The following is a 21,476-nucleotide window of genomic DNA, read 5'->3' on the forward strand; positions in this document are numbered from 1 at the left end:
CATCTGCTAAGCTGCTTCAAGAAGATAACTTGCCGTCATACGGTAATTCAAAGTCATAGTTTTCAGCCAAAGATGAAAATAACTCACCATGAAAAGAAAACTGCCGCCGCTGGGTGCACTGCGGGCTTTTGATGCGGTCGCCAGGCTGCAAAGCTTTAAGCTGGCCGCCGAAGAAATCGGGGTATCACCCACGGCCGTCAGCCACCAAATCCGGCTGCTGGAAAGCCTGCTGGAGGTCAGTGTGTTTGAAAGAACGCCACGCAAGGTGGAGCTGACCGCTGACGGAAAGGTTTTGCAGCAGGCGAGCGCTCAGGCTTTCGCCCTGTTGCAAGCCGCGACGGAAAAGATTGGGGAAAGACAGCGGCCCAGAGTCCTGACGCTAACCGCCACCACCGCGATGATTGCCCACTGGCTGGTCCCCCGGCTGCCGGCGCTGATGCGTCAGTTCCCCAATATTGACCTGCGGCTGCATGCCGATGACGGCATCGTGGATCTGCGTAGCAGACAGATAGATGTTGCCCTGCGTTATGGTGCCGAGCCTGGCGCGCAGTTGACACCGCGCTTGCTGTATCAGGACAGTTTTGTGCTGGTCGCCAGTCCGCAGCTAACCCTGAAAACGCCTGAGGATCTGCTGCAGGCCACGCTGATCCATACCGATGGCCGTCGGGTGCCCCAACCGGCGCCAGATTGGTACCGTTGGCGCCGCGAGTTTGGTCCGGCGACATTGCAGATTGACGCAGGGCCCCGTTTCACCGACGAAGCGCATGTCATTCAGGCCGCGATTGCCGGTCAGGGAGTGGCGATCATCAGTCAGCTAATGGCTCAACATGCGCTGAACACTGGACTGTTGGTCGCCCCGTTCAATATGGCGTTGCCGGGTGCCGCGCACTATTTCGTCAGTAATCCTGATGGCCAGCACCCGCAAACCGTGGCGCAACTGGCCGACTGGGTGGCGGCAGAAATGAAGCGTTAAGGGTTCGCAGACATGACTTTTAAACAATACAAACAGTTATGAAATAGGTTATCGGACTCCGTAATAATGGCGAAACTTAATTTTTCCTTAAGACAAGATAATTAGTGAGCGAAATCTAAAAATAAATTAATACGAATCGTTTTCACTATCATTATTAATGTTCTTATATACAATCAGGGCAGCCCGACGCCCGTCAGGCCTTGTTGACTGTACTTCTCTGCACTCCCTCAATAAAAAAGGATGACTGTATGAAGCTGCGTTTTTCTTCTCTCGGCCCGATTGCCCTGTTGGCGTCGTCCATGATGCTGGCGTTGTCGGCCAATGCGGCATCCCAGGATGAAGGCATTGTTATTTATAACGCCCAGCACGAAAACCTGGTGAAATCCTGGGTGGATGGCTTTACCAAAGACACCGGCATTAAAGTGACCCTGCGTAACGGCGGCGACAGTGAGTTGGGCAACCAACTGGTGCAGGAAGGCAGCGCGTCCCCTGCCGACGTGTTTCTGACGGAAAACTCCCCGGCGATGGTGTTGGTGGATAACGCCAAACTGTTTGCCCCGTTGGATGCCACCACGCTGGCGCAGGTTGAACCGCAATACCGTCCGCAGCACGGCCGCTGGATCGGCATAGCCGCCCGCTCAACGGTGTTCGTCTACAACCCGGCGAAACTGACCGAAGCGCAGTTGCCCAAATCGCTGCTGGATCTGGCCAAGCCAGAATGGAAAGGCCGCTGGGCTGCCTCGCCTTCCGGGGCGGATTTCCAGGCAATTGTCAGTGCTTTGCTTGAACTGAAAGGCGAAAAAGCCACGCTGGAATGGCTGAAAGCGATGAAAACCAACTTCACCGCCTATAAAGGCAACAGCACCGTGATGAAAGCGGTCAATGCCGGCCAAATCGACAGCGGCGTTATCTACCACTATTATCCGTTCGTCGACGGTGCCAAAACCGGCGAGAACAGTAAAAATATCAAGCTTTATTACTTCAAACACCAGGATCCGGGCGCGTTCGTCAGCATCTCCGGTGGCGGTGTGCTGGCCTCCAGCAAGCACCAACAGCAGGCACAAGAGTTCGTTAAGTGGATCACTGGTAAAAACGGTCAGGAGATCCTGCGCACCAACAACGCCTTCGAATATGCGGTTGGCGTCAACGCGGCTTCTAACCCGAAACTGGTTCCGCTGAAAGAGCTGGACGCGCCAAAAGTTGACGCTTCCGCGCTGAATGGCAAAAAAGTGGTCGAATTGATGACCGAAGCCGGGTTGATGTAAGCCGGTTGATCAGTACAGAGAGCTTTTAACCCTATGTCCAATATCGGTTTCAACGCCGCAGGCACGGCGCCACGCTATGCTTCGGCCCGCCGCCATCAACGGCCAGGGCTGTTTATCGTCGCGGCCGCCATTTTATTTTCCCTGTTGGCGTTGTTGCCGTTGGGTTTTGTCATTAGCGTGGCGTTTGAAACCGGTTGGTCAACGGTGAAAGCGCTGGTATTCCGCCCCCGGGTGGCCGAACTGCTGTTGAATACCCTGCTGTTGGTGGTGTTCACGTTGCCGATTTGCGCCATTCTGGGGGTGACGCTGGCCTGGTTGACCGAACGCACTTCGCTGCCGGGCCGTCGCATTTGGTCACTGCTGGCGACCGCGCCGCTGGCAGTTCCGGCGTTCGTGCAAAGCTACGCCTGGATCAGCCTGGTGCCCTCAATGCATGGGCTCGGTGCCGGAGTCTTCATTTCGGTCATCGCCTACTTCCCGTTTATTTATCTGCCGGCCGCTGCGGTATTACGCCGGTTGGATCCCGGTATTGAAGACGTTGCCACTTCGCTCGGCACGCGACCGCTGGCGGTATTTTTCCGCGTGGTGTTGCCGCAGCTCAAACTGGCGATTTGGGGCGGTTCGCTACTGATCGCGCTGCATTTGCTGGCCGAATATGGCCTGTATGCGATGATCCGCTTTGACACCTTCACCACCGCCATTTTCGATCAGTTCCAGTCCACCTTTAACGGCCCGGCGGCCAATATGCTGGCCGGGGTACTGGTGCTGTGCTGTCTGGGGTTACTGATGCTGGAGGCTGCCAGCCGCGGCCGGGCGCGTTATGCCCGCGTCGGTTCCGGCAGTGCGCGCAGTCAAACGGCCTATCGCCTTGGCCCCCTCGCTACCCTGTTCGGCCTGCTGCTGCCCCTGATTCTCACCGCATTGGCGCTGGGCGTGCCCTTTATTACGCTAGCCCGCTGGCTGACCCTGGGCGGGATCGAAGTATGGCGCAACGCCGAACTGCTGCCGGCATTGCTGCAAACGCTGTCACTGGCCGCCAGCGGTGCGTTGTTGATCACCCTGTGCGCCATCCCGATGGCCTGGCTGTCGGTACGCTACCCGGCCCGATTGTATCGGGTGCTGGAAGGCTGCAATTACGTCACCAGTTCGCTGCCCGGCATTGTGGTGGCGTTGGCGCTGGTGACCATCACCATTCACAGCTTCCGGCCTATTTATCAGACTGAAATCACTCTGCTGCTGGCCTATTTGCTGATGTTTATGCCACGCGCCCTGATCAACCTGCGCGCCGGTATTGCTCAGGCCCCGGTAGAACTGGAAAATGTGGCCCGCAGCCTGGGTCGCTCACCGGCACAGGCGCTGTGGAGCACCACGCTGCGTCTGGCCGCGCCTGGCGCCGCCGCCGGTGCGGCGCTGGTGTTTCTGGCAATCTCCAATGAGCTGACCGCGACGCTGCTGCTGGCCCCCAACGGCACCCGTACGTTGGCCACCGGCTTCTGGGCGCTGACCAGCGAAATTGACTATGTGGCGGCCGCGCCCTACGCCCTGATTATGGTGGCATTGTCTCTGCCACTGACCTGGCTTCTTTATTCTCAATCCAAACGTACGGCGGGATTATGAGCACGCTTGAACTGCAAGGCATCGGTAAATCCTATAACTCGGTCAAGGTGCTGGAGCATGTTGACTTGCGAGTGGAACAGGGCAGCCGCACCGCGATTGTCGGCCCTTCCGGCTCAGGGAAAACCACCCTGCTGCGTATCATTGCCGGTTTTGAAATACCGGACAGCGGCCAGGTGATGCTGCAGGGCCAACCGATGGCCAACGGCAGTGGCTGGGTACCGGCACACCTGCGTGGCATAGGTTTTGTACCGCAGGACGGTGCGTTATTCCCGCACTTTACCGTAGCCGGCAATATCGGTTTCGGCCTGAAAGGCAGCAAGCGCGACAAGCAACTGCGTATTGATGCGCTGATGGAGATGGTGGCGCTGGATCGTCGTCTGGGGGCATTGTGGCCTCACGAGCTTTCCGGTGGGCAGCAACAGCGGGTGGCCCTGGCTCGCGCTCTGTCTCAGCAGCCCAAGCTGATGTTGCTGGACGAACCCTTCTCCGCGCTGGATACCGGCCTGCGCGCCGCAACCCGCAAAGCCGTGGCGGAATTGCTGGCCGAGGCCAAAGTCGCATCGATTCTGGTGACCCACGATCAGACCGAAGCCCTGTCGTTTGCCGATCAGGTGGCGGTGATGCGCAACGGGCGGTTGGCGCAGGTTGGACCGCCGCAGGATCTCTATCTGCGCCCGGTGGACGAGCCGACCGCCACCTTTTTAGGCGAGACGCTGGTGCTTTCCGCCGAGCTTGAACAAGGCTGGGCCGATTGCGTGCTCGGGCGAATTGCCGTGGACGATCATCAGCGCCGCGGCCCTGCCCGCATCATGCTGCGTCCGGAACAGATCCAAATCAGCCAGTGCGAGGCACAGCAGCAGAGCCAGGCGATGGTGACCAGTATCGATTTCGCGGGTTTTGTCTCCACCTTAAACCTGCGCATGACCGGCAGCGATACCGCAATCGAGATTAAAACCGTCAGCCGTGAAGGTATTCGCGCCGGTTCTCACGTCAGTCTGAATATCATCGGTCAGGCGCATATCTTTGCCGAGTAATACAGCAAGGGGCACTTTGGTGCCCCGGCTATTCAGGCCAGTTGGCCAACGCAAACTTTATTAGCCGCCAACTTCCCCGCCAATAGGAAAGCTATAACCTATCGCAGCCATCGAGTACGAAAACCCCCTTCATCAACTACGATTAGTCTGTGACCGGTGTAATCATTCGCCCGTCCGGAGATAACCCACAGAGGATTATCATAATTATTCATACTGTTTGAGCCGCTGTTCTTTAATGCGGCTAAGAAAGGTTAATTATGGCACGTACTACCCCCCTCGAACGCTACCGCAATATCGGCATCTCGGCGCACATTGATGCCGGCAAAACCACCACCACCGAGCGGATTCTGTTTTACACCGGGGTCAGTCACAAGCTGGGCGAAGTGCACGACGGCGCCGCCACCATGGACTGGATGGCACAGGAGCAGGAACGCGGGATTACCATTACCTCGGCGGCGACCACCTGTTTCTGGAACGGCATGCAGCATAATTATCCGCAGCACCGCATCAATATTATCGACACCCCGGGGCACGTGGACTTCACCATTGAGGTCGAGCGTTCCATGCGCGTCCTGGACGGTGCGGTGATGGTTTATGACTCGGTGGGCGGCGTACAGCCACAGTCAGAAACCGTCTGGCGTCAGGCCAATAAATACAAGGTGCCGCGGCTGGCGTTCGTCAACAAAATGGACCGCGTCGGCGCTGACTTTTTCCGCGTGCGCAAAATGATGATCGACCGCCTGAAAGCCAACCCGGTACCGATCGTCATCCCGATTGGTGCCGAAGACCATTTCACCGGCGTGGTGGATTTGGTGCGCATGAAAGCCATCCTGTGGGACGAGGCGTCCCAGGGTATGAGCTTCAGCTTTGAAGAGATCCCCGCCGAGCTGCGCGATTCCGCACAGGAATGGCGAGACAAAATGATCGAAGCCGCCGCCGAAGGCTCGGAAGAGTTGATGGACAAATACCTCAATCAGGTGCCGTTGAGCGAAGAAGAGATCGTCCGTGGTCTGCGCCTGCGTACCGTGGCCGGTGAAATCCAGCCAATGCTGTGCGGCTCGGCTTTTCGTAACAAAGGCGTGCAGCGCATGCTGGATGCGGTAATCGAACTGATGCCCTCACCGCTCGACGTTCCGCCAATGGAAGGCCATGACCAGCACGACAATATCGTTATCCGCCGTGCCGCCGATGATGAAAAATTCTCGGCGCTGGCGTTCAAGCTGATGACCGACCCCTTCGTCGGCCAGCTAACTTTTGTGCGGGTTTATTCCGGCGTACTGACCAAAGGCAGCAGCGTCTACAACCCGGTAAAAGACAAGAAAGAGCGCATCGGCCGCATCGTGCAAATGCACGCTAACGATCGCAAGGATGTCGAGGAACTGCACGCCGGTGATATCGCCGCCTGCGTGGGGCTAAAAGACGTCACCACCGGCGACACGCTGTGTGATCCGGCGGCCATCATCACGCTGGAAAAAATGGTCTTCCCGGAACCGGTGATCGCACAGGCGATCGAGCCGAAAACCAAAGCCGATCAGGAGAAAATGGGCATTGCGCTGCAGCGACTCACCTCCGAAGATCCGTCGTTCCGCGTGCGCACCGACGAGGACTCCGGCCAGACCATTATTTACGGCATGGGCGAATTGCACCTGGAGATCATCGTCGACCGCATGCGCCGCGAGTTTGGTGTGGAAACCACCACCGGCAAACCGCAGGTGTCTTACCGCGAGACTATCCGCAAACGCGTTACCGACGTGGAAGGCAAGTTTGTGCGCCAGTCTGGCGGTAAAGGCCAGTACGGTCACGTGGTGTTGACGGTTGAGCCAAATGAACCGGGCAAAGGCTTCGAGTTTTTAGATGAGATCAAGGGCGGTGTGATCCCGGGTGAGTTTATCCCGGCGGTGAAAAAAGGCCTGCTGGAGGCGCTGAGTAACGGCGTACTGGCCGGTTATCAGGTGGTGGATGTCAAGGTGCACCTGACCTTCGGCTCTTACCACGACGTCGACTCTTCGGAACAGGCCTTCCGCATGGCGGCGATCTTCGGCTTTAAAGAAGCCTGCCGCCAGGCCGACCCGGCGATCCTCGAGCCGATCATGTCGGTAGAGGTGGAAACGCCCGAGGACTACGCCGGTAGCGTGATGGGCGACCTGTCGTCACGACGCGGTATGGTACAGGGAATGGAAGATATCCCGGGCGGAGGCGGTAAAGAAATTCACGCCAAGGTTCCGCTGTCCGAGATGTTCGGCTATTCCACCACTCTGCGCTCAATGTCGCAGGGCCGCGCTACCTACACCATGGAATTCAGCCACTACGCCGAAGCGCCGCGCAACGTGGCTGAAGAGATCATTCACCACAGTAAAAAATAACCTCATCGCCTGCCGCTCCCACGGCAGGCTTCACTCTTTCGCGGCCAGTGACACCACCACCGGCTGCGGCTTAATCCGCATCGCGTACACCACCCCGATAATCAGGCAGGCAATACCGCCCAGCGTCAACAGCGGCGGCCAGGCCTGACGCAGCATAAAGGTGTAAGCCAACCCCGCCAGAATTTCGAAGACGATCAACGGCCCCACCAACACCGTCGGCAAGCGCTGGCTCGCCTCATTCCAGCACAGCGCACCTATCCAGGAACACAGCATGCCGATAGCGATCATCAAGGGCAAAAACACCTCCGGCCTTGGTCCAAACGGCAACGCAAACGCCGGTTGGGTCAGAGCCAGTTGGCCGCAGACCAACAGATAACCGACCAGCGCCAACGGCAAGGTGACCAGGCCCTGCGCGGTCGCCCAGGTGGCAGGCCTTTGGTTAGGGTTTTCCCGCAGCCAACGGGCATTGCGTAGGGGGAACCAGGTCCAGCATGCCACGGCGACCAGCGCCAACCCCAGCCCGCTGGTATAACGCCAGACGTCAACCGGTGCGCTATTGCCCTGCAGTTCGGCAACGTTAACCAGCGCCAGTCCACAGGCGATTAATATCAGCGCCGGTGTCAGTTTGCGCCAGGAGAGTCGTCCGTCGTGTCGGCTGTAAAACAGGTTGGCGGTCACCGAGATCACCACCGGCAACGTGCCGATAATCATGGTGGATACCGGTGCTCCAGTGCGCTGAATGGCGCTGGCCAGGCACAGGTAATACAGCAGGTTACCGATCGCCGTCAGTTTCAGCGCCTCCAGCCAGTCGTTACGCCGTAACTTTTTCAGTCGCCGACGATCCAGCCACGCCAGCGGCAAAGCGATCAGGCCAAAGGCCAGGTAGCGGCCGGTAGACTGCAACGCCGCCGGATATTCCGGGATCAGCACCGGGCCAACAAAAATCAAGCCCCACATCAAGCCCGCAGACAGGGCAAATAACACGCCAGCAAACATAGTGACTCCATCAGAACCCGTGAATAAAACCTGGGGTCAGGCTAGCCGACTTTGGCGAAGGAATATTGTAGCAGGTTGCTGTTTTAGCGGGCCGTAACCTGTTTTTGGTAACGCACTGGCGTGACACCGTAACGGTTGGCGAAAGCCCGGGTCAAATGGGCCTGATCGGTTAGCCCCGCCGCCACCGCCACTTGCGCCGCAGGCATACCACGCCCCAGCATCTGTTTGGCCTGTGACAGACGGATCGCCATCAGCATCTGTTGAGGGGATACATGGTATTCGGCTTTGAATTTACGTTGGAAATGATAGGGGCTGAGGGAAACCAGTGCCGCCAACTGATCCAACGTAATGACGGTGGCGAAGTTATCCTGCAGATAGCTTTTGACGATATCAAAACGGTGCGCGGCTTCCGCCTTCAGCGGCCGGGCGGCCTGAATATGCGGGCGAAAAATGGCAATCACCTGCAGTAACAGGTGGTCAATGGTCAGTGCGTCATCGGCTTGCCACAGTGCCGCCAGCGTGGCCGACAATTGCTGCGCCGCCTGCGGATCCTGACGTACCGCATCGGTGAACCAGAACCCCTGCTCGCCGGACAGCCGCTCCAGCGTGGCTGGTTCCAGATAAAGCATACGATAATTCCAGCCGCCGGCGGTTTCTGCCTCGCCGGTATGCAGCTCATCCGGGTTCATCAGCACCAGTGAACCCGGTGCCGCCCGATGTTGCGCCCCACGATAGCGAAAACGCTCAGCGCCAAAATCGACGGTACCTATGGCAAAGGCATTATGGGTGTGCGGTTCAAAGGCATAACGCTCAATATGGGCGTGATAAAGCTCTACGCCCGGCACCTGTGATAACTGCCGGAACTGCGCGCTGTCTTTTTCAAAGGGAAACTGTTGTGGAACACCCTGCACCCGTACCACCCTGCTTCAATGCCGCTCGTGGCTGTATGATAGTCAAAGCGACGGGCTTTGAGTAGTGGCGCACGCGGTGCTCTGGACGCTGATGCTCATTGCGCGTAGGGTATTTTATCCAGCGTCTGGTGCCTGCAAGTCAGCGCCGACCTGTTGATTATCCCGCCACAGAGTGGGAAACCGTCTTTAACCCCCCTGAAAGTAAGAGGCAACAATGTATCCAGATACTCAACTCTATATCGACGGACAATGGCGCAACGCAGTGGCCGGCAAAACCACGCCGGTCACCAACCCCGCTACCGATGAGGTGATTGGCAGCGTGGCACATGCCACCACGGCCGATCTCGATCTGGCGCTGGCTGCGACCGAACGCGGTTTTAAAGTCTGGCGTGAAACCTCCGCTTACCAGCGGGCAAACCTGATGCGTAAGGCCGCTGCACTGTTTCGTGAACGGGCAGAGCAAATCGCCGCGATCATGAGCCAGGAACAGGGCAAACCGGTGGCGCAGGCCAAGGTCGAAATTCTTAACTCGGCGGACGTGATTGACTGGTTTGCCGGTGAAGCCAGCCGTACCTACGGCCAGATCATCCCGTCCCGCAGCCGGGACGTTCAGCAGCAAACCCTGAAGTTGCCGGTAGGGCCAGTCGCGGCCTTTACTCCGTGGAACTTCCCGATTAACCAGATCGTGCGCAAGCTGTCCGCCGCGCTGGCCGCGGGTTGCTCAATCATCATCAAAGGGCCGGAAGAAACCCCGGCCTCACCGGCGGAGCTGATCAGAGCCTTTGCCGACGCAGGCGTTCCAGCCGGCGTGATCGCGCTGGTGTACGGTACCCCGGCGGAAATTTCAGAATACCTGATCCCGCATCCGACCATTCGCAAGATCTCGTTCACCGGCTCAACCCGCGTCGGCAAACATCTGGCGGCACTGGCCGGTCAGCATATGAAAAAAGCCACCATGGAGCTGGGCGGTCACGCGCCGGTATTGATTTTTGACGATGCCGACCTCGATGCGGCCGCCAAAGAACTGGCATTGGCCAAGTTCCGTAACGCCGGGCAGGTGTGCATTGCCCCGACCCGTTTCCTGATCCAGCAAGGCGTTTATGAAACCTTTGTCGAGAAATTCACCGCCGCGGTGCGTGAAATCAAAATGGGTAACGGTTTGCAGGAAGGCGTGACCATGGGCCCCATGGTGCTACAACGCAGCGTGGACGCCATTGAGGCCTTTGTGAAAGATGCTATCGCCGAGGGTGCCAAAGCCACTACCGGCGGCAAGCGCGTAGCTGGCCCCGGTAATTTCTTTGAGCCGACGGTGTTGCGCGACGTGCCACTGAGCGCCCGGGCAATGTCGGAAGAACCCTTTGGCCCGGTCGCCCTGTTGCGTCCGTTCGCGACCTACGAGGAAGCCATCGCCGAGGCCAATCGCCTGCCTTATGGTCTGGCGGCCTATGCCTACAGCCGCAGCATCGCTACGGTAACGGCATTGGGGCGTGATGTGGAAAGCGGCATGCTGAGCATCAACCATATCGGTTTCGGCCTACCGGAAACGCCGTTTGGCGGCGTGAAAGACTCCGGTCACGGTACCGAAGGCGGCAGCGAAGCCATCGAATCCTATCTGGAAACCCGCTTTGTTACCGTCGCCGGTCGATAATTAACACAGGCAACGACCAATGCCCCGTTCTATACGGGGCATTTTTTTCAACCAACCTTATCGAATAACACTCGCGCAGCCGGGGTTAAGCCCAGCATATGAATGCAGGCATGCACCATGCCCGGTAACCGCTCACAACGTACCTCTACCCCATCCTCCCGCAGCCGCTGCGCATAATGCTCAGCCTCATCGCGTAATGGATCGTACTCGCAGCTCAAAATGGTCGCCGGGGGTAATCGCCGCAACGTCGCGGCATGCAAGGGTTCAGCGTAGAGTTCGTGCCCCTGAACTTCTTCAGCCAGATACTGGTGCCAGCAAAATTCCATTACCTCGCGCGTCAAAAAGAAACCCTGTTCATATTGCTGATAGCTGGCCGTATCCATCGCACGGCTTAACGCCGGATACAGCAAAAGCTGATGCTCAATCGATGGGCCACCCCGGTCACGGGCCAACAGCGTAACGGCTGCCGCCAGATTACCCCCGGCGCTGTCACCCCCCACCGCAATCCGCGAGGCATCGATCCCCCACTCATCGGCCCGTTCAACCACCTCGCACAGCGCCTGATACACATCCTCCAACGGCCGTGGATAAGGGTGCTCCGGTGCCAGTCGGTAATCAACCGACAGGATCAGCCGCCCGCTAGCGTTAGCCAGCGCCTGACAAGGTCGGTCATATAACGCCAGCGAGCCCAGGCACCAACCGCCGCCGTGGGCGTATAGCATCGCAGGCATCGGTTCATCCGCTGCCGCCCCCAGGGGCATATAGGCGCGAATGGCGATCTCGTGCCCGTCATTGGCGGTCACCGTCCCATCCCTGACACCGCCGCTGGCTTCCCCCTCGCCCTGCAATGCCAACAGCCCGGCCTCTGCGGCGGCGCGCATCTCCGCCAGGGAAGCCGGTGCTGCGACCCCCGCCGTTTCCGCCAGAAAACGGGCAATCTGTGGATCAAGCGGCATCAGGCTGACTCCCCAGCAAGAAAGGCACCACCAGGGCGATAAATGCCTCATGGCACTCTTCGGTAATGAAATGGCCGCAGTCGGCGACCGTCTCACCGCGCAGATTAACGGCGTTATCCCGTAAGGTAACAAAGGGCGCATCACCGGTTGCATGTTCCGCACCAATGGTCATCACCGGCATACCGAGCGGAGTTTCAGCGCGGCGCTGGTTTTGCCGAATGGTTTCCGGAATGGCACGGTAGTAATCAAATCCGGCCCGCAGGCTGCCCGGTGCCGAATAGGCCGCGATGTAAGTTTCCGCCGCCACCCTGTCGCGCCGGTAGGACCAGCGGTTAAAGATATAGCTGAGATACTCCCTCTCACGCCCTAACGTCAACGCCTCCGGCAGGTCTGCCAGCTGGTTGAACATGAAGTGCCAAAGGAAAATATTTTGCTCCGCCGGCACAAAAATCGGTGGCGCCGGGGCCAACCCCGGGATCACCGCTTCCGTCAGTACCAGTCCCGTTACCGCCTGCGGAAAATCACTCGCCATCGCATAACCGATCCACATGCCAATATCATGGCCAACCAGTTGATAACGCGGATGACCCAGTTGCAGCATGGTCTGGTGTAGCGTGGCGGCCACGCTGCCGGTGTCATAACCGCCGTAAGGCTTGTCAGAATCGCCAATACCCGGCGGATCCACCGCTATCGCCTTAAAGCCTGCCGCCGCCAGCGCCTGCATCACATGCCGCCAGGTGTACCAGGTTTGCGGCCAGCCAGGGATCAGCAATACCGGCTGCCCCTCGCCAAGCGTCACACAGTGAATACGGTTGCCATTTACCCGCGCATAGACGTGTTCGGGTTCAGGTCCATTCAGCATGGACCCGTTATTTTGCAGTGTCATTGGTGTTCTCCGTGGTGAAAGGGCCTGGCTTAACGCAGGCCAAGCAAGGCATTAATTTGTTGTTGGTCAACCGGCGCACCGGCAAAATCATCAAACACTTTATCGGTGACGTTGATGATGTGGTCACGAATAAAGGCGGCACCTTCACGTGCGCCATCCTGCGGATGTTTCAGGCAGCATTCCCATTCCAGCGTCGCCCAACCGGCGTATCCATGCTGAGTCAGCCGCGAGAAAATGCCTTTGAAATCCACCTGACCGTCCCCCAACGAGCGGAAACGCCCGGCGCGATCGGTCCACGACTGATAACCCCCGTAAATGCCCTGTCGCCCGGTCGGATTGAACTCGGCGTCCTTGACGTGGAACATGCGGATGAAGTCCTTATAAATATCGATGTAATCCAGATAGTTCAGCTGTTGCAACACGAAGTGACTCGGGTCGAACAGGATCTGGCAGCGCGGGTGGCCCCCGACGCGCTGATGGAACATTTCGAAGGTCACGCCGTCGTGCAGATCTTCACTGGGGTGAATTTCATAACACAGATTTACCCCCTGCTCGTCGCAGGCATTGAGCACCGGCAGCCAACGTTTGGCCAGTTCATCGAACGCCGTTTCGATCAGCCCCGCCGGACGCTGCGGGAATGGGAACAAATAGGGCCAGACCAGCGAACCGGAAAAGGTGCCCATCTCACTCAGCCCCAGCCGTGCAGAGGCTTTGGCGGCCAACAGCAGCTGCTGGTGCGCCCACTCGCCACGAGCCTGCGGGTTGCCATGCAGTTCCGGTGGCGCAAAGCTGTCGCACAGTGCGTCATAGGCCGGATGAACCGCCATCAACTGACCAAAAATATGGGTCGTCAGTTCACTGACCACCAGCCCGTGCTCTGCCAGCATGCCGACCAGATCGTCGCAATAGGTTTGGCTTTCTGCGGCGGTGGCCAAATCAAACAGGCGACGATCCCACGCCGGGATTTGCAGCGCTTTAAAACCGGTTTTTTCCGCCCAGTGGGCGATAGCCGGCAGACTGTTAAAGGGGGCGGCATCGTCACTGAACTGTGCCAGATGCAGGCTTGGACCTTTCATGGTTTTCATCCTAAACTCCTATTGGTTGTCGATTGACAAACAATAGGCTTAAATGAATATATCAGCAAGCGAATTTTAAAAACTCGTTGGTATTACAGTGGATTTAAGCGATCCTGTTTCACAGAGCAACAGGTTAACAGGAGCAGAGGAATGGCAGGCAGACCGCGCGAATTCGACCGCGAACAGGCGTTACTGAAAGCACGCGACCTATTCTGGCGTCAGGGATATGAAGGCACTTCACTGTCGGATTTGGTCGCCGAACTGGGCATTGCCTCCGCACGTATCTATAAGGCGTTTGGTTCGAAAGAGTTACTGTTCCGCGAAGCGGTGGCCAGCTACGAAAGTCATGAGGGCGGCTTTGCCGATCGCGCATTCAGCGAGGAAAGCAGCATTCGCGTGGCGATAAAACGCTTGTTGAACGACGCGGTGATGCTCTACAGCCGCACGGACCTGCCGCAAGGCTGTATGGTGGTCTCTTCCGCCGCCAGCGTCAGTGACGAAAACAGCGGCATCAAAGACTGGTTGGCGGAGCACCGCCTGCTGCGCACCCAGGGGATTATTGACCAACTGCGTGCCGCCGTAGCCACCGGCGAATTACCACCACAGACCGATGCTGATGCCCTCGGTGACTATTTTGCCGCCTTCCTGCACGGTCTGTCGGTGCAGGCGCGCGATGGCGTCAGCCGCGCCCGGTTAGAGGCCGCGGTCAGGATTGCACTATTGGCGTTGGAAAGCGGCGGTTAATCATTCCGGCAAATCAAATATCACCAGGGTGCCGTGGCTACCTGCCAGCACCCGGTGAGGCACACCGGCCGCGGCCTGATACAGTTGCCCGGCGTTCACTCTAATCTCTTCGCCCTGCACTTCAATCCGTAGTTGCCCGGAGATCACCAGTAATCCTTCGTGATAGTCATGAACTTCATCGGCAATCTCACGCTGATCCATCCGCAATACTTTGATATTGGCTGGGCCGACGCGCCCAAGCACGCTGGATCGCCATGCCTGCGGTAAATCGCCGGCCAACGCAGTAAGATCGAATAATGACATTAGGCTTCATCCGTAAGCAGCACCATCGCTGCCACGGCAATTTACCTTCTCATTCGCCGACGGCTAAATAACCATTGATTTTAACCTATAGCCAAACGGCTCACACCGGCACCCGGCGGCTGATTTCCACCACCTGGTCGCTCGGCAAATAGTAGTAATCCGTCACGTGCATACCGTTACGCACCATCAGTGAAAAAATGTTGCGTTGCCAGGCCGGCAATCTGTCGTTAGCTTCACGGCGCACCACGCTTTCATGCCCCAGATAATAGGTGGCATCACCAAAGTTCAACCCGGTCTTTTGCGCCTCGGCATGCTGCAACAAGCGGGGAATATGGGGGCGCTCCATAAAGCCATAGCTCGCCACGCCACACCAAAATCCTGGAGACTGTTGTCGCATTACCAACCGTTCAGCGTTTGCCACCCGGGGCTCGTTAACAATCATGATATGCAGCGCCAGCACATTGGCATGCAGCGACCCGTTACGCTTGACGTGCCATTTCATCACCGGCGGCGTGCCGCTCAGGGTTCGGGTAAGAAAGATTGCGGTGCCCGGAACCCGGGGGATATTCTGCTGCTCGAGCTGGGCCAGAAAATCCGCCAGCGGCAGACTCTTTTCGCCCAGCGTACGGGAAGCTGCGATCACCCCGCGATGCCAGATCAACATCACGCCATACACCAGGGTGGCCAGCAGCAGCGGAACATACCCGCCCTGCATCACTTTACTGAGGTTGGCCAGCAAGAAGCTGAGATCGACGATAAAGAAACCGCCGGCCACCAGCAGGCTGGCGATCGTTCCCCAGCGCCACACCTCACGCATCGCCACAAACAGCAACCCGGTCGTCATGATCATGGTGAGCGAAACCGCAATGCCGTAAGCGGCGGCCAAGTTATCGGAGGATTTGAAGAACACGGTCAGAAATACCGTCACCGCCATCAGCAACCAGTTGATGGCACCGATGTAAATTTGCCCATAACTCTCTTCGGTGGTCTGTTTGACTCGCAGGCGTGGCAACCAACCCAGCTGGATCGCCTGGCGGGTCATGGAAAAGGCCCCGCTGATGATCGCCTGACTGGCGATGATGGTGGCCAGGGTCGCCAAAATCACCAGCGGAATTTGCAGCACCGGCGGACACAGGCGGAAAAAGATATTTTGGGTGACGTCAGCACCGGAGAGGATCAGTGCGGCCTGCCCGGCATAGTTCAGTAACAGACTGGGAAAAACAATGCCAAACCAGGCGAGCCAAATCGGTTTTTTACCGAAATGCCCCATGTCAGCGTACAGCGCTTCTGCCCCGGTCACGCAGAGGAAAACGCCGCCCAACACCAGGAAGCTGGTTAGCCCGTTAGAGAAGAGGAATCGGATGCCGTACAGCGGGTTCAACGCCATCAAGACGGCCGGATGCTGAATAATGCCCCAGATGCCCAGAGCGGCGATAGAAAAGAACCACAGTGCCATGATCGGCCCGAAAACCCTGCCGATGCGCGCGGTGCCCAACGGCTGAATGGCGAACAGGCTGATCAGGATCACCACCGCCGCCGGCAAGATATAAGGCTGCGATTCGGGCAACACGATGTTCAACCCTTCCAGTGCCGACAGTACCGAGATCGCCGGGGTGATGGCCCCATCGCCGTAGATCAGCGCCGCACCGAACAGACCGGCAAACACTACCATTGGCCGGATTTTTTTCTTGCTGACCAACAGTGACATCAGCGCCATGATGCCACCTTCGCCACGGTTATCGATACGCATGGCGAACATGGCGTATTTGAGCGAGGTGACAATCACCAGCGTCCAGAAAATCAGCGACAACAGGCCGAGGATCACCGGCGTGGACGGCGCATCACCGGAGAGAAACAGCACGGTTTTCAGGGTATACAGCGGGCTGGTGCCAATATCGCCAAACACCACCCCCAGTGCGCCGCCGGCCAGCAGCGGCAGGCTCATTTTGGGCGTCTTTTCCGGTTCGTTCCCTGTGCTCATTGAGAGCTCCTGACCAAGCCATTAGGATAAAACCAGCATAGTCAATTCAGGCAGTTAGCGTGAGTCCTTTATTGGCCCATTGCACTCAGGCCCGGCCTCTTTGAGTAACCAGCGTTGCAGGTTCAGTCCCTCCGGCGACAGTTCAGTGTCCTGCCTTACGCACAGATAATAATCTCGGCCGTCATCAATCGCCAGATCAAACAGTTTAATCAATTCGCCACTGCTGAGATAAGGCGCGATCAACGGCTCACGCATCAGGGCGCAGCCCAAACCCGCCTGTACCGCCGCCAACGTCAGCAAGCCATCTTCAAACATCGGGCCGGTACTGCGCAGCGGCCGCCGGACTCCGGCCAACTGAAACCATTGCATCCAGGTGGTGCGTTCTTCGTCATGCAGCAGCGACAGTGGCGAAAGCTGATCCGGCGTGTCCAACAACCCGTGCAACTTGATAAACCCCCGGCTGCATACCGGTACCATTTTGCCGGACATCAGTTTTTCGCTGCGATAACCGGTCCATTGCCCGGCGCCAAAACGAATCGAAATATCGGCGGCGTCACTGAGGTAATTACGGTGGTTGGCGTACACCACATTGATGTCAATATCCGGGTTCTCACGCAAAAATCCGTGCAAACGCGGAATAAACCAGCCCATGCCGAACAGCGGGATCAGGCTGATTGTGACCTGCCGGGAAGCCGATTGCTCGCGCACCTGCTCGGTCGCCTGACGCAATACGTTAAACGCCGAGCGGATCGAGCGGTAATAATCCCGTCCTTCGTTACGCAAGATCAGGTTACGGCCCTGCCGCTCGGTCAGCGGCATTTGCAGAAAGGCCTCCAGCGTTTTGAGCTGATGACTGACCGCCGACGGGGATATCGCCAGCTCTTTGGCAGCAGCGGTAATGCTGCCCAGACGGGCGATAGCCTCAAACGCCCGCACTGCACGCAGCGGTGGATCGTTAGGCAACGATGTGACGCATTGTTCTGTTTTTTTCATATGTTGACTATTTTGGCTAAATATCGGTGACGGTTTAAAATTAATATACAAATAAATCAATAAATTAAAAACACACATTTTTTGTATAAGAAATTATATTTACGTATTTTACAATTTTCTTTAACTCTCTACTCTGAGCTTCCTGAATCATTATTTTTCGGGACTCTCCCTATGGATACGCTGGTACAGCAGACCGTCAACGGACTGATGCTCGGTAGCATTTATGCGTTGATCGCCCTGGGTTACACCATGGTGTACGGCATTCTGCGTATTATCAATTTTGCCCACGGCGATGTGCTGATGGTCGGCGCGCTGAGCGCCCTGTCCACCCTCGGCGTGTTGCAACATCATTTCCCTGGCCTGTCACCCTACATCATGCTGTTGCTGGCGGCGCTGGTTGCCATGACGGTCTGCGCGCTGGTGTCGATGAGCATTGAACGGCTGGCCTACCGCCGCCTGCGGAATGCCCCGCGTCTGGCACCGCTGATCAGCGGGATTGGCGTATCGCTACTGCTGCAAACACTGGCGATGCTGATCTGGTCGCGTAACCCGTTAATGTTCCCGCAACTGCTGCCAATGTCACCTATCGCCCTGACCCAGGGTAGCGCCGAACACGCGCCCGCTGTGATCACCGGTACCGGTATCGCCACGCTGGTGGTCGCGGTGCTGGTGATGGCCGGGTTGCTGTTGCTGGTCGAGCACTCGCGCTTTGGCCGCGCCATGCGTGCCACGGCAGAAAACCCGCAGGTCGCCGGCCTGATGGGCATCGATCCCAACCGTATCATCATTCTGACCTTTGCCCTTGGTGGCGCACTGGCGGCCGTGGCGGGCATCATGATGGCCAGCAACTATGGCAATGCCGGTTTCTCCATGGGCTTCTTGCCGGGCATCAAGGCCTTTACTGCTGCTGTGCTGGGCGGTATCGGCAACCTGCGCGGTGCAATGCTCGGCGGATTATTACTGGGGCTGTTTGAGGCACTGGGCACCGGTTATCTCGGCGAACTGACCGGCGGCACCTTCGGCAGTAACTATCAGGACGTATTTGCCTTCCTGATATTGATTGCCGTGTTGGTATTGCGCCCATCCGGGCTGTTGGGCGAACGCGTCGCCACTCGCGCCTGAGGACACAAGATGACTATTCTGACCGAGACTCTGCACACCGCCTCCCCGCACCGCGCCAGACTTGGTGTGGCTCTGTTTATGCTCGGCCTGCTGCTGGCCCCCTGGGTGGCCGGGTCCGTCGGCGGTAACTATTGGGTACGGGTGATCGACTTCGCGCTCCTGTATCTGATGCTGGCACTGGGTCTGAACATTGTGGTCGGCCTCACCGGCCTGCTGGACATGGGATTTATCGCTTTTTACGCGGTCGGCGCCTATCTGACCGCACTGCTTTCATCACCGCACCTCACTCAGCAATTTCCGCTGCTGTTGCAGTGGTTCCCGGAGGGGCTGCATCTGTCGATTCTGTTGTTGATCCCACTGGCCGCGTTGCTGGCCGCGTTGTGCGGCATTCTGCTGGGAGCGCCCACGCTGCGGCTGCGTGGGGACTATCTGGCGATCGTCACGCTGGGCTTCGGTGAGATCGTGCGTATTTTGATGCGTAACCTGGACCGCCCGCTCAACATCACCAACGGCCCAAAGGGGATTTCCGCTATCGATCCGGTCACGCTGTTCGGCCTGAAGTTTTCCGGTATGCATTCGTGGTTCGGCATCCGTTTTTCATCCCTGTATCTCTATTACTACCTGTTCGCCGCCCTGCTGTTGCTGATCCTGTTTATCTGCCTGCGCCTGCAGCATTCGCGGGTTGGCCGCGCCTGGACCGCTATCCGCGAAGATGAAGACGCGGCACGGGCGATGGGCATCAACACCCGTAACTTCAAACTGCTGGCTTTCGCCATCGGTGCCACCTTTGGCGGTGTCGCCGGTGCACTGTTTGCGGCGTTTCAGGGCTTTGTCTCACCGGAATCCTTCACCCTGCAAGAGTCGATTGCCGTATTGGCGATGGTGGTGTTGGGCGGTATGGGCCACATACCCGGCGTGATCCTCGGCGCATTGCTGCTGGCTGCCCTGCCAGAACTGCTGCGCAGCACCATGGGCCCCCTGCAACAGGCGCTATTCGGTCAGGTGTGGATTGACCCCGAGATTATTCGCCAACTGTTCTATGGGCTGGCACTGATCCTGGTGATGCTGTATCGCCCGGCGGGCCTGTGGCCGGCACGTCATCAACCGGGAGCCGCCTCATGACGCCACTTCTCACACTCAGTCACGTCAGTAAAAACTTTGGTGGGCTAACCGCGGTGGATGACGTCAGCATCAGTATTCGTCAGGGCGAGATCTACGGGTTGATCGGCCCAAATGGTGCGGGCAAAACCACCTGTTTCAACCTGATCACCGGCCTGTATCGCGCCGACAGCGGCGAGTTTCGCCTGCAGGATCGTCGCTACAAGCCGCAGGCCATCGACAAGGTGGCACAGGCCGGTATCGCCCGCACCTTCCAGAACCTGCGGTTGTTTAATGAAATGAGCGTCCTGGAAAACGTGATGGTCGGTTGCCATCTGCGCACCCGCAACGGTCTGTGGGCGGCAATTTCACGCCATCGGCGCGCCCGCGAGGAAGAACACGCCACGCGGGAGAAATCTCACGCGCTGCTGGAATACGTCGGCATTAGTCAGTTCGCCCATTACCGCGCCGGCGATCTTTCCTATGGCCACCAGCGCCGGTTGGAAATCGCCCGAGCCTTGGCCACCGAACCTAAATTACTGGCGCTGGATGAACCGGCAGCCGGCATGAACGCCGCCGAGAAGGTGGCGCTACGCGAGCTACTGCAACGTATCCGCGAGAGTGGCAAAACCCTGTTGTTGATCGAACACGACGTCAAGCTGGTGATGGGACTGTGCGATCGCCTGACGGTGCTCGACTACGGCAAGGTGATCGCCGAAGGCGAACCGGCACAGGTACGGCGTGAACCGGCGGTGATCCGCGCTTATCTGGGAGGGTCGGCTCATGTCTGAACCCTTATTGACAGTCAAACAGTTAAAAGTGTCTTACGGTGGTATTCATGCGGTTAAAGGCATCGATTTCACGGTAAACAGCGGCGAACAGGTGACCTTGATCGGTGCCAACGGTGCAGGCAAAACTTCCAGCCTGCGTGCGCTAACCGGCCTGCAACCGTTCGAAGGGGAAATCCTGTTCGACGGGCGCTCTATTCGCGGTATGCCACCGCATCGCTTATTGCAACAGGGCCTGGTGATGGTCCCGGAAGGACGCGGTATTTTCGCCCGTATGACAGTGCGGGAAAACCTGCAGCTTGGTGCTTATTCACGCCGTGACAAACCGGCTGTACGCCAGGATCTGGAACAGGTTTGTACTCTTTTTCCGCGTCTGCGTGAACGGCTGCAACAGCAGGCCGGGCTGCTCTCCGGCGGTGAACAGCAGATGGTGGCCATCGGTCGGGCGTTACTCAGCCGTCCGCGCCTGTTGGTGCTGGATGAGCCTTCGATGGGGTTGGCACCGATCGTGGTTGAAGCCATTTTTGAGGTCATCAAAAACCTTTCTCGTGACGGTGTCACGCTACTATTGGTGGAACAAAATGCCCGACTGGCACTGGCATCCACTGACCGTGCCTATGTATTGGACAGCGGCAGTCTGAGCCACTGTGGCCGCTCTGCCGACATGCTGGATGATGAAAAAATCAAACAAGCCTATTTGGGCGAATAACCGTTTTTACTTT

Annotated in this window: 19 protein-coding genes; 11 read left to right on the forward strand and 8 right to left on the reverse strand. The window is 57.9% G+C overall.

Going from position 1 to position 21,476, the window contains the following annotated elements; genetic code table 11:
• Positions 1 to 88 precede the first annotated feature (88 nt).
• The 5 genes from QOT07_RS13040 to fusA all read left to right on the forward strand — a co-directional run bounded on the left by QOT07_RS13040 (position 89) and on the right by fusA (position 7,252).
• Positions 89 to 973, forward strand: a complete 885-nt coding sequence (locus QOT07_RS13040) for a LysR substrate-binding domain-containing protein (RefSeq protein ID WP_283603318.1) — start codon at positions 89 to 91, stop codon at positions 971 to 973.
• A 248-nt stretch (positions 974 to 1,221) separates the two neighbouring features.
• Positions 1,222 to 2,238, forward strand: coding sequence for an iron ABC transporter substrate-binding protein (locus QOT07_RS13045; protein WP_219016320.1), 1,017 nt, complete (start codon positions 1,222 to 1,224; stop codon positions 2,236 to 2,238).
• Between the two features lie 33 nt (positions 2,239 to 2,271).
• A complete protein-coding gene (locus tag QOT07_RS13050) occupies positions 2,272 to 3,855 on the forward strand; it encodes an ABC transporter permease (RefSeq protein ID WP_283603319.1) in 1,584 nt (527 codons plus the stop codon).
• A complete protein-coding gene (locus tag QOT07_RS13055) occupies positions 3,852 to 4,889 on the forward strand; it encodes an ABC transporter ATP-binding protein (protein ID WP_261426535.1) in 1,038 nt (345 codons plus the stop codon). Before QOT07_RS13050 ends, QOT07_RS13055 begins: the two co-directional genes overlap by 4 nt.
• 257 nt (positions 4,890 to 5,146) lie before the next feature.
• Complete coding sequence (fusA, locus tag QOT07_RS13060) at positions 5,147 to 7,252, forward strand: elongation factor G (protein ID WP_099062973.1); 2,106 nt, start codon at positions 5,147 to 5,149, stop codon at positions 7,250 to 7,252.
• Between the two features lie 30 nt (positions 7,253 to 7,282).
• On the opposite strand, the gene QOT07_RS13065 is transcribed toward fusA, so the two are convergent.
• Positions 7,283 to 8,248 (reverse strand): DMT family transporter, encoded by a 966-nt coding sequence (locus QOT07_RS13065; RefSeq protein WP_283603320.1) that lies wholly within the window; start codon positions 8,246 to 8,248, stop codon positions 7,283 to 7,285.
• Positions 8,249 to 8,331: 83 nt separating this feature from the next.
• A complete protein-coding gene (locus QOT07_RS13070; RefSeq protein ID WP_283603321.1) occupies positions 8,332 to 9,159 on the reverse strand; it encodes an AraC family transcriptional regulator in 828 nt (275 codons plus the stop codon).
• A 214-nt stretch (positions 9,160 to 9,373) separates the two neighbouring features.
• On the opposite strand from QOT07_RS13070, the gene QOT07_RS13075 reads away from it, so the two are divergent.
• Complete coding sequence (locus QOT07_RS13075) at positions 9,374 to 10,807, forward strand: NAD-dependent succinate-semialdehyde dehydrogenase (RefSeq protein ID WP_283603322.1); 1,434 nt, start codon at positions 9,374 to 9,376, stop codon at positions 10,805 to 10,807.
• Between the two features lie 47 nt (positions 10,808 to 10,854).
• On the opposite strand, the gene QOT07_RS13080 is transcribed toward QOT07_RS13075, so the two are convergent.
• From QOT07_RS13080 to QOT07_RS13090, 3 genes are read right to left on the reverse strand one after another with little or no spacing between them, the layout of a single operon-like run.
• Positions 10,855 to 11,763 carry an alpha/beta hydrolase gene (locus tag QOT07_RS13080; protein WP_283603323.1) on the reverse strand — a complete coding sequence of 303 codons (909 nt, stop codon included), beginning with the start codon at positions 11,761 to 11,763 and terminating at the stop codon, positions 10,855 to 10,857.
• Entirely contained in the window at positions 11,753 to 12,649 is an 897-nt protein-coding gene (locus QOT07_RS13085; RefSeq protein ID WP_283603324.1) for an alpha/beta fold hydrolase, read from the reverse strand. The genes QOT07_RS13080 and QOT07_RS13085 overlap by 11 nt, the downstream gene beginning before the upstream one ends.
• A 29-nt stretch (positions 12,650 to 12,678) precedes the next feature.
• The gene (locus tag QOT07_RS13090) at positions 12,679 to 13,734 is read right to left on the reverse strand and encodes a sugar phosphate isomerase/epimerase family protein (protein ID WP_219016328.1); all 1,056 of its coding nucleotides are present in this window, start codon (positions 13,732 to 13,734) and stop codon (positions 12,679 to 12,681) included.
• 141 nt (positions 13,735 to 13,875) lie between these two features.
• Between QOT07_RS13090 and QOT07_RS13095 the strand changes: the two genes are divergently transcribed.
• Positions 13,876 to 14,469 carry a TetR/AcrR family transcriptional regulator gene (locus QOT07_RS13095; protein WP_207976646.1) on the forward strand — a complete coding sequence of 198 codons (594 nt, stop codon included), beginning with the start codon at positions 13,876 to 13,878 and terminating at the stop codon, positions 14,467 to 14,469.
• Here the strand turns inward: QOT07_RS13095 and QOT07_RS13100 are convergent, their stop codons facing one another.
• The 3 genes from QOT07_RS13100 to QOT07_RS13110 form a co-directional block, all read right to left on the reverse strand.
• The gene (locus tag QOT07_RS13100) at positions 14,470 to 14,772 is read right to left on the reverse strand and encodes a cupin domain-containing protein (protein WP_261426529.1); all 303 of its coding nucleotides are present in this window, start codon (positions 14,770 to 14,772) and stop codon (positions 14,470 to 14,472) included.
• Positions 14,773 to 14,872: 100 nt separating this feature from the next.
• A complete protein-coding gene (locus QOT07_RS13105) occupies positions 14,873 to 16,753 on the reverse strand; it encodes a potassium transporter Kup (RefSeq protein ID WP_262260438.1) in 1,881 nt (626 codons plus the stop codon).
• 54 nt (positions 16,754 to 16,807) lie between these two features.
• Positions 16,808 to 17,824 (reverse strand): LysR substrate-binding domain-containing protein, encoded by a 1,017-nt coding sequence (locus QOT07_RS13110; RefSeq protein ID WP_283603325.1) that lies wholly within the window; start codon positions 17,822 to 17,824, stop codon positions 16,808 to 16,810.
• A 93-nt stretch (positions 17,825 to 17,917) separates the two neighbouring features.
• Here QOT07_RS13110 and QOT07_RS13115 point away from each other — a divergent pair, with 93 nt between their 5' ends.
• From QOT07_RS13115 to QOT07_RS13130, 4 genes are read left to right on the forward strand one after another with little or no spacing between them, the layout of a single operon-like run.
• The gene (locus tag QOT07_RS13115; protein ID WP_085116918.1) at positions 17,918 to 18,868 is read left to right on the forward strand and encodes a branched-chain amino acid ABC transporter permease; all 951 of its coding nucleotides are present in this window, start codon (positions 17,918 to 17,920) and stop codon (positions 18,866 to 18,868) included.
• 9 nt (positions 18,869 to 18,877) lie between these two features.
• Positions 18,878 to 19,990, forward strand: a complete 1,113-nt coding sequence (locus tag QOT07_RS13120; protein WP_085116919.1) for an ABC transporter permease subunit — start codon at positions 18,878 to 18,880, stop codon at positions 19,988 to 19,990.
• Entirely contained in the window at positions 19,987 to 20,757 is a 771-nt protein-coding gene (locus QOT07_RS13125) for an ABC transporter ATP-binding protein (RefSeq protein ID WP_085116920.1), read from the forward strand. The genes QOT07_RS13120 and QOT07_RS13125 overlap by 4 nt, the downstream gene beginning before the upstream one ends.
• Positions 20,750 to 21,463, forward strand: coding sequence for an ABC transporter ATP-binding protein (locus QOT07_RS13130; protein WP_207976639.1), 714 nt, complete (start codon positions 20,750 to 20,752; stop codon positions 21,461 to 21,463). The genes QOT07_RS13125 and QOT07_RS13130 overlap by 8 nt, the downstream gene beginning before the upstream one ends.
• Positions 21,464 to 21,476: the final 13 nt, after the last annotated feature.

The organism is Serratia proteamaculans, assembly GCF_949794035.1.
GTDB classification, from domain to species: Bacteria; Pseudomonadota; Gammaproteobacteria; order Enterobacterales; family Enterobacteriaceae; genus Serratia; species Serratia proteamaculans.